General features: G+C 67.0%; 9 protein-coding genes. 4 read left to right on the top strand and 5 right to left on the bottom strand.

Annotated elements, in window-relative coordinates; translation table 11 throughout:
- The 4 genes from HCZ97_RS14180 to HCZ97_RS14195 form a co-directional block, all read right to left on the bottom strand.
- Window positions 1-606: hypothetical protein (locus HCZ97_RS14180; RefSeq protein ID WP_217701790.1), on the bottom strand; the 606-nt coding region annotated here is incomplete at its 3' end.
- Window positions 607-800: 194 nt separating this feature from the next.
- Window positions 801-1,568 (bottom strand): SDR family oxidoreductase, encoded by a 768-nt coding sequence (locus HCZ97_RS14185; RefSeq protein WP_167689374.1) that lies wholly within the window; start codon window positions 1,566-1,568, stop codon window positions 801-803.
- A gap of 3 nt (window positions 1,569-1,571) precedes the next feature.
- On the bottom strand, window positions 1,572-2,222 hold the full coding sequence (locus tag HCZ97_RS14190) for an isochorismatase family protein (protein ID WP_167689375.1): 651 nt from the start codon (window positions 2,220-2,222) through the stop codon (window positions 1,572-1,574).
- Between the two features lie 18 nt (window positions 2,223-2,240).
- Entirely contained in the window at window positions 2,241-3,383 is a 1,143-nt protein-coding gene (locus tag HCZ97_RS14195) for an isochorismate synthase MenF (RefSeq protein WP_167689376.1), read from the bottom strand.
- Between the two features lie 319 nt (window positions 3,384-3,702).
- Between HCZ97_RS14195 and HCZ97_RS14200 the strand changes: the two genes are divergently transcribed.
- Both HCZ97_RS14200 and HCZ97_RS14205 read left to right on the top strand, forming a co-directional pair.
- On the top strand, window positions 3,703-4,650 hold the full coding sequence (locus HCZ97_RS14200) for a nucleoside hydrolase (protein WP_167689377.1): 948 nt from the start codon (window positions 3,703-3,705) through the stop codon (window positions 4,648-4,650).
- A gap of 162 nt (window positions 4,651-4,812) precedes the next feature.
- Complete coding sequence (locus tag HCZ97_RS14205; protein WP_167689378.1) at window positions 4,813-5,382, top strand: PAS and helix-turn-helix domain-containing protein; 570 nt, start codon at window positions 4,813-4,815, stop codon at window positions 5,380-5,382.
- A gap of 11 nt (window positions 5,383-5,393) precedes the next feature.
- Here HCZ97_RS14205 and HCZ97_RS14210 read toward each other — a convergent pair whose 3' ends face one another.
- A complete protein-coding gene (locus HCZ97_RS14210; RefSeq protein ID WP_167689379.1) occupies window positions 5,394-6,296 on the bottom strand; it encodes a MurR/RpiR family transcriptional regulator in 903 nt (300 codons plus the stop codon).
- A 152-nt stretch (window positions 6,297-6,448) separates the two neighbouring features.
- Here HCZ97_RS14210 and HCZ97_RS14215 point away from each other — a divergent pair, with 152 nt between their 5' ends.
- The gene (locus HCZ97_RS14215; RefSeq protein ID WP_167689380.1) at window positions 6,449-7,465 is read left to right on the top strand and encodes an ABC transporter substrate-binding protein; all 1,017 of its coding nucleotides are present in this window, start codon (window positions 6,449-6,451) and stop codon (window positions 7,463-7,465) included.
- A gap of 185 nt (window positions 7,466-7,650) precedes the next feature.
- The coding region (locus HCZ97_RS14220) for an amidohydrolase family protein (RefSeq protein ID WP_217701791.1) at window positions 7,651-8,324 on the top strand (674 nt) is incomplete at its 3' end.

The raw sequence follows: 8,324 nt of genomic DNA on the forward strand, positions 1-8,324 counted from the left end.
GCCGACCCAGCCCCGGTCCCAGCCGTCATGGGCCACTTCCGGCGCGCGCACCATGACCGCCGCGCCATTGGCGGGCAGCAGCCGTGTCACATCCGTGGCCGCGCAATCTGCCGCCGGATAGGGATACATCTCTTTCACCATGACCGCGCCGGCGGGCACCGCGGCCTCTTCCGGGGGGTTGGGGACCTTGGCGGCCTCTGTCCGGTTGGTGCGCATCCAGGCGGCCATCTCGGGCGAATACCAGATCACCACGGGGGAGTGGGTGCCAAGCCCCTGCCCTTCGTAGGCGCCGTCCTCAAGGTGGACGACATAGGGCCCGGTGTCGCGCACGTGCTTGTCCGAGATCCAGCCCGAGTCCGCGTCGCGGTGGCAGAAGGCCCGCAGGAAGGTGCCGAGCTTTTCCTCGTACTCCTCAAGCGGGAGGGCGCCGGGATCGCGGATCACCGGCGCAAGTTCGGCGCAAAGCTGGGGATCGGCGGGCAAAAGCTGCGTGGCCCGTTCCGCCGGGCAGGTCGGCCCGGCCTGGGCCAGCGCCCCCTGTCCGGCCAGGCAGGTCGCCAGGACTGCGGCAAGGGGGGCGGCAAGCGGAGAGAGGACACGGCGCATCGGAAACTTCCCTGGCATCATTGGCTGGGCCGGGTCGCACACCAAGGCAACCCTGCGTCAAGTCAGGCCACTATCCGCCGCCGAATGGTAAATTTCAATCTAAACGTGCAATACATTCCTGATTTGTCAGGAAGCGCGCGGGCGGCCACCGGGACCGTGCCCCCCGGCGCAGGCGCGGCAGGGGAACGGCAGGCTCAGGCGCGCAGGGTCGCGCCGCCGTCGACGTAAAGGTCCGCCATGGTGATATGGCCGGCCTCTTCGGACAGCAGGAAGATCGCGGCGCGGGCGATATCCTCTGGCGTGGCCAGCTTGCCCAGGGGGATGCCGGACTTGAACCCGGGCAGGGAGCCCGCGATCACCGCCTCTGCCCCCGCTTGCGGGTCATCCCACATGGCGGTCTGCATCGGTGTCAGCGTTGATCCGGGGGCGACCACGTTGCAGCGGATGCCGTGTTCGCCCAGCTCCAGCCCCAGGCAGCGTACCGCCATCATCGCCGCCGCCTTGGAGGCCGGGTAGCCCCCCATCCCAAGGCGCGGGATCCCGGCGGAATTGGACGCGACAGAGACGATGGCCCCCCGCTTGCGCGGCACCATGACCCGGCCCAGCCCCTGGGTCACGTAGAAGGTGCCATGGGTGTTGACGTCAAAGACCCGCTGCCAATCCTGCGGCGTGGTCTCAAGCATGCTGTCCAGCAGCAGGATGCCCGCCGCATGCAGGCCCAGGTCCAGCGGCGCGCTGGCCTCTGCCCGGGCGATGGCCGCCGTCACCGCCTGCGGGTCCGACACATCAAGCGGCGACCAGGTGACATTGGCGATCTCTGGCGCCTCTTCCAGCGCGACGGGCAGGTCCGTTGCAAAGACCCGCGTGCCGGAGGCGGCAAGGATACGCGTGGCGGCCAGCCCGATCCCCCCTGCCGCGCCGGTGACAAGGGCATGGGCGCCGTCAAATCCGGTCAGCTGCATGGCTCAGGCTCCGCTCAGGGTGGTCAGGGTATCGCTGGTCAGCAGCGGCACGCCGCAGGTGGCCGCGACCCAGTTCACCGCCATGGCATGTTGATCGGGGCCGAAATCGGCCAGGGCATCGGCAACAAAGAAGGGCTCCACATCGCGCTGGAAGGCCTCTGTCGCGGTGCAGAGGCAGCCGATATGGGCGTAGATCCCGGTCACGATCAGCTGGTCGCGGCCCCGCGCGCGCATCAATGTTTCCAGGTTGGAGCGCTGGAAGGCGGAGTAGCGGTGCTTGACCAGGGTGATGTCATCCGGCGCAGGCGCAAGCGGGCCGATGATCTCTTCATGCTCGGGGATGGCCTGCATTCCCGGGCCCCAAATATCGGCCTGCAACCCGCGATCGGGGCGGAACTGGTTGCCCTTCTGCGCAGTGTAGAAGACCGGCACACCCGCGACGCGGGCGGCCTCGAGCAGGCGGGCGATATTGGGCACGGCTTGGGCCAGCGGGCTTTCGGGCCGGGTCAGCCCGTCTTCGCCGTAGGGCCGGCAGAAGTAGCTTTGCATGTCATGCACGAGCAGGGCCGCGCGGGACGGGTCCAGCCGGAAGGGCGCGCGCGGGGCGGGCAATTGCGTGGGAAGCGCGTAATCTGGGATCTTCGGCAGGGCCAATGGAGTCTCCTGGTGTCTTCAGAGCGGGGTGCTGAGGTCGCCACACCCAAGGTCACCGCAGCCAAGGGCGCGGAGCATGGTGCCGAATTTCGCCCCGGTCTCTGCGGTTTCGGCAAGCGGATCGGAATCGGCCACGATCCCGGCCCCGGCAAAGAGCCGGGCACGCGTGCCGGCGATCTCTGCACAGCGGATGGCCACGTGGAAGGCGCCGTTGCCCCGGGCATCCTGCTGGCCCACCGCCCCGGCGAAGAACCCGCGCGAGAAGGGTTCGAGCCGGGCAATGCAGTCTTCGGCCTTTTCAAGGTCGGTGCCGCCCACGGCGGGCGTGGGGTGCAGCAGGCGCGCCAGGTCGAAGGCGCTGTGATCATCGCCGCGCAACAGGCCCCGGATCGGCGTGCCCAGGTGGATCATGGAATCGGTGGTGAAGATCTGCGGCCCCCGGGGCATCTGGAGCTCCTTGCAGAGCGGGGCCAGCAGATCGCAGATATGTTCGACCACCAGCGCATGTTCGCCCTGGTCCTTGGCCGATCCGCTCAGCGCCTGAGCCGCCGCGCTGTCCGCGGCGCGATCGCCGCTGCGCCGGGCGGAGCCGGCCAGAGGATGCGAGCGGAGGGTGCTGCCTTCCCGGGCCAGAAGAAGCTCGGGACTGGCGCCGACAAGGTGGCGGGGCGTTTCGCTGGCCGGATCATGGACCGGCAGCATGTAGGGCAGCGCCACCGGATGGCGGGAGAGCGCCTCCAGCAAGGTGGCGATATCCGGGGTGCGGTCAAAGGTCAGCTCAAGACAGCGGGCCAGCACGACCTTGCGGAAATCGGGCTCCGCGCGCAGGCGGCGGGTCGCTTCGGCCACGGCGGCGGCGTAAGCCTCTGGCGCGGGCAGCGGGCGATGGGACAGCAGTTGGGCCTGGGGGCCGGGGGCCTTGGCGGGGTTGTCCGGCAGGGCCGGGGTCAGTTCGCTGAGCAGCACCCCGTCGCCTTTGCGATCAAAGGGCAGCGCGGCCACGATCTGCTGGGCGGGAAGCGCGGCGATCCGGGCCGAGAGCGCCTCTGACGGGCCACGGTGCCAATGGGCGGCCGTGCCGCTGAGCGCACCGATGCGGTAGGGCTGTGCCCCCACACCCGCGTCCAGCCCGGAAGGGAAGGAAGTGGAAAAGGCTGTCATCGCAATCTCGGGTCCGGCCCGGCTGCCTGGCGGCCTGCAGGCCGGATGGGTGACAGGGACTTCTGGTGGTCTGGGGCTGACGGGGTCGGGATATATCCGACCGTTTAGGTCGGCTATAGGCGCAAACCCCGGAAGCGGCAAGGGAAAACCCGGGTGTTCACCGGCGATGGCAGGCGCTTGCACGCGCGCCGCCGCAAAGGGCGGCTTTTACCGGCCGGGGGTGGCGCCATCGGCGCGCGCTGCTGCCCCTGCAGGAAGTTTCACCTTGCCGTCAGCGGCTTGCCGGGGGATGCAGGGCATTGACCAAGGAGGACAGACCATGAGCACCCGCATCATCCTGGACGTGGACACCGGCATCGACGACGCCATGGCGCTCCTTTACGCGCTTGGCCGGCCCGGGATCGAACTGGCCGCAGTTACCTGCACCTATGGCAATATCGACGTGGGCGCGGCGACGCGCAACACGCTGCAGGTGCTGGAGGCCGCGGGCCGCCCCGATATTCCCGTGGCCGCCGGGGCCAAGCGCAGCCTCACGCGCCCCTTCGTCGCCCCGGCAGAGCATATCCACGGCAGCAACGGCATCGGAGAGGTCGAGATGCCGCTGCCCAAGGCCACCGCGCAGGAGATCTGGGGCCCCGACCTGATCATCGAGATGGTCCGCGCCACCCCCGGAGAGATCACCCTGGTGCCCGTGGGCCCGATGACCAACGTGGCGCAGGCGCTTATGAAGGCCCCTGATATCGCCGAAAAGCTGCAGGGGATCGTGGTTATGGGCGGCTCGCTCGCCCATCCCGGGGTACCGGGCATTCCCAGCCCGATGGCGGATGCGAATTTCTACAATGATCCCGAGGCCGCGCGGATCCTGCTGCAATCGGGCGCGCGGATCACGCTGGTGGGCATGGATGTCACTATGAAGACGCGGCTGAGTGCGGCCAGGATGGCCGATATCGCCAAGCGGGGCGGCACGGCGGCGGGCTACGTGATGGAGGCCGCGCGGTTCTACCTGGCGGCCTATGAGCGGCAATATCCCGGCATCGACTGGTGCGCGCTGCATGATCCGCTGGCGGTGGCCGTGGCGGAGGATCCGTCCATCGTGACCTGCGAGGCACTTCAGATCGACGTGGAATGCGCCGGGGAGATCACCCGCGGGCAGGTCATCCCGGACCGCCGCCGCACCGGAGAGCAGGTGCCCAATGCGCTGGTCGCCACGGAGGTCGACGCCCCCCGTTTCGAAGAGCTCTTCACCGAGGCGCTGGTCAGCCTGTAAGCTGGAGGGCGGCAACCGCGCCCCGATCCCTGAAAGAACCGGGGCCTGCAAGAGCCGATCCCTACAAGAGATTGACCCGCCGGCGGGCTGGCACAATGCTGGAGTCCGGGCCATGCCGGGCACGGGCGCGCAGGGCAGGCAGGGTATCAGGCAGGACAGGCAATGACGGATCATCCGGATGTGGACGCAGAGGCTTTTCAACTGTCTCCGGTCGGGCTGGCGCTGACGCTGGAGCGGACCATCCTGACCTGCAACGCCCGCTTCGAGGCGACCTTCGGTTATGACCCCGGAACGCTGGCGGGGCAGTCGCTGTCCCTGCTCTATCCCTCTGCCGATGAATACCGCCGGATCGGAGAGATCGGACTGGCAGAGATGAAGCGCACCGGCAGCTACCACGACGAACGCATCATGAAGCGCCGCGACGGCAGCAAGTTCTGGTGCAGCGTCCACGGGCAATCCCGCGACCGCACCAGCCCCTATGCCCGCGCGGTCTGGTGCATGATCGACATCTCCGACAGCCGGCCCATCGTCGACCTGAGCCGCCGGGAGCGGCAGGTGGCGATGCTGGTGACGGAGGGGCGCACGAGCAAGCAGATCGCGGAAACGCTGCAGATCTCTCCGCGCACGGTGGAGGCCCATCGCGCCCGGCTTTTCGAGAAGCTGAAGGTGCGCAATACCGCCGAATGCGTCGCCCGGCTGAGCGGGCTGCCGATGCTGGGGCCGGAGGGCTGAGCGCCCCGCCCTCAGCTCTTGTCGGAGACCTTGCCAAGGATGAAGGGCAGCCCGAGGTCCGCGAATTCCTCTGACGCGGTATCGGCCCCGGGGCGCAGGGCGGCGATCACGACCGAGAGCGCCTCAAGGAAGGCCAGGATCGCGCAATCGGAGGTCGATCCAAGCGTGCGCCGGGCCTGCAGGTAGATCGACCAGCTGGCGATCTGCGCCAGCGGAGAGCTTTGCGTATCCGTGATGCCCACTACCGTCAGCCCGCGCAGCGCCGCGACCTCTGCCAGTTCGACGGTGTCGCGGATGTAGCGGGGAAAGGCGATGGCCATGACGATGCTGCCTTCGGGCAGGCGGGCCAGTTCGCGCGCCGCCGTCAGCCGACCGCCACCGCCCGGAATGGTCTGAACATGCACCCCGGCCACCGCCAGGCGATGCGCAAAGATCGAGGCCAGCGCGCCGGCATTGTCAAAGCCCAGAGCATAGACGTGATCGCGTTCCACGATGGCGCGGGCCAGGGCCTCTACCCGGGTCATGTCCAGGTTGGCCAGCGCGTCGCGCATGTTCTCCATATCCTCGTTGAAGCTGGCGGTGACCCGTTCGGCCACCGTCGACCCGGCCGAGATATGCTGGCGCAGCCGATCCACTGGGGCCAGCACGTATTCAAAGGCCTGCACGACCTCTGCCCGGAACTGGGGATAGCCGTCATAGCCCAGGCGGCGGGCGAAGCGGTTCGCCGTGGCTACCGAGACGCCAGAGGCATGGACCGTGTCGTTGATCGACAGCTGCACCACCTTCATCGGCTCCGACAGCACGAAATCCGCGAAGATTCGCAGCGCATCCGAAAGCTCCGGATAGATCGACTCGATCTTCTCGGCCACCTCAGAGCCCGCCGGCAGCACGCGCTTTGCCCTATTTTCCGGCATCTCCTGCCCCTTTCCCAAGAAACCGCCTCCTCTTTCTGTAATTCTTATTACAGGAGTTGACCCGGTTTGTAACTGTAGTTGTAAGCCCCGCACAAAGCCGGGCCATGACAAGCACCCAACAGGTGCACCACCAACGCCACAGGGAAACTGACATGACCAGAACTTTCAGCATGACGCGCCGGAGCCTGCTGGCCCTTGGGACCGCGCTGAGCCTTGCCGCGCTGCCCGCGATCGCCCCCGCGCAGGAAAGCCCCTTCGAGATGACCTTTGCCTATGGCTGGATCTCGAACATCGAACAGGGCGGGCTGTTTGCCGGCCTGGACCAGGGTTATTTCAGCGAAGAGGGGCTTGCGGTGGATTTCATCCCCGGCGGCCCGAACGCCCCGCAAACGCTGGTGTCGCTCTCTGCGGGCACGGCCGATATCGTGACGGCCAACTGGCTACCGGTGCTGGATGCCATCGCCAGCGGCAATGATTTCGTCGTGTTGGGCGCGCTGTGGAACAAGAGCCCGGCGGCCTTCATCTCCATGGGGGATTTGCCGCTGGACAAGGCCGAGGCCCTGGTGGGCAAGACCTACCTGGCGCAAAAACCCGAGGACAGCGAGATCATCGATGCGATCCTGGACATCAACGGGCTGCCCCATGAGTACGAGGTGAAGCCGACCGGCTTTTCCCCCGAACCGCTGGTGGCAGGAGATGGCGATATCTACTTCGCCTTTGCCACGAACCAGCCGATCACCTTGGAAAACATGGGGATGACAGAGGGCACGGATTTCCACACCACCCTGTTCGACGATCTTGGCTATGACGTGAAACAGGGGCTGATCGTGGCGCGCCGCGACTACGTGGAGGAGAACCGCGACAAGGTCGTGGGCTTCCTGCGCGGCTTCATGAAGGGCTGGGATTACGCGGTTGAGAACCCCGAGGCGGTGGCCGACCTGGTGGTGAACGAATACGGCGCAGACCTGGGGCTGGAGAAGGCCCAGCAGGTCCGCCAGATGGAGCTTCAGACCGACCTTATCCCGCCGGCAGAGGGCGAGCCCTACTTCGTCTTCGACCCCGCGCTGATCGACGGCATCATGACCGACGTGGCCGGCGGCCGCACCGTGCCGCCCGTGGACCAGCTTCTTGACCTGTCCCTTGCCAAGGAAGCTGCCGCGGGGCTCTGACCACCAGCGCCCCCTGCCCCCGGCCCCGCATGCTCCTCAAGGGCCGGGGGTCTTTTCCAACGATGCCAACCGGAAGGAGTCCAGATGGACTGCCGTAGTTTCCCTGCCAGGTCCGCCGCCGGCCTGCTGCCGCCCCTCGACGTCAAGGTCGATCCCTTCAGCGCACAAGACACGCGGGGGATGCTGTGACCCAGACGCAAGGTGAACCGCGCAAGGTCGACATCCTGATCCGTCACGCCGACGTGGTGACGATGGATGCAGAGGGCACCGTTCTTTCGGATGGGGCCATCGCGGTGGACAAGGGCCGGATCCTCTGGATCGGGAAGACGGCAGAGGCGAACTTTGTCGCCGATGAGGTGATCGACGGCACGGACAGGATCGCCATGCCGGGGTTGATCGATGCGCATTTCCACACAGGTCAGCAGCTTCTGCGTGGCAAGTTGCAGCAGATCGGGCGGCAGCGTCCGCTGAAGCTGCCGGTCTGGAAGAACTACCTGATCCCCTGGGAAAGCTGCCTTGAGCCGCACGATGCCTACCTGTCCGGCCTCGTCGCCTATACCAACATGATCCAGGTTGGAACGACCTGCTTTGCCGAGGCCGGTGGCCCGCATCCCGATGAATTCGGCCGCGCGGCGATGGATGTGGGCATTCGCGGCTTTATCAGCCAGTCCACGGTGAACCAGTCCGAAAACATCGGCGCCGAGGTCCCGGCCAACATGCTTCAGACCCATGACGAGGCGCTGGAAAAGAACACCGGGCTGGTCGATCGCTGGAAGGACAATGACCGCGTTTCGGCCTGGTTCAGCCTGCGCCAGGTGATCGTCTGTTCGCCCGAGCTGATCCGCGTCATTTTTTTTTT

It is taken from the genome of Pseudooceanicola sp. HF7 (assembly GCF_011806405.1).
Classification (GTDB): domain Bacteria; phylum Pseudomonadota; class Alphaproteobacteria; order Rhodobacterales; family Rhodobacteraceae; genus Pseudooceanicola.

Coding starts and splice junctions, on each gene's coding strand:
- HCZ97_RS14215 (WP_167689380.1), top strand. CDS start 6,449: ATGACCAGAACTTTCAGCATGACGCGCCGGAGCCTGCTGGCCCTTGGG.
- HCZ97_RS14185 (WP_167689374.1), bottom strand. CDS start 1,568: ATGCAGCTGACCGGATTTGACGGCGCCCATGCCCTTGTCACCGGCGCG.
- HCZ97_RS14195 (WP_167689376.1), bottom strand. CDS start 3,383: ATGACAGCCTTTTCCACTTCCTTCCCTTCCGGGCTGGACGCGGGTGTG.
- HCZ97_RS14210 (WP_167689379.1), bottom strand. CDS start 6,296: ATGCCGGAAAATAGGGCAAAGCGCGTGCTGCCGGCGGGCTCTGAGGTG.
- HCZ97_RS14205 (WP_167689378.1), top strand. CDS start 4,813: ATGACGGATCATCCGGATGTGGACGCAGAGGCTTTTCAACTGTCTCCG.
- HCZ97_RS14200 (WP_167689377.1), top strand. CDS start 3,703: ATGAGCACCCGCATCATCCTGGACGTGGACACCGGCATCGACGACGCC.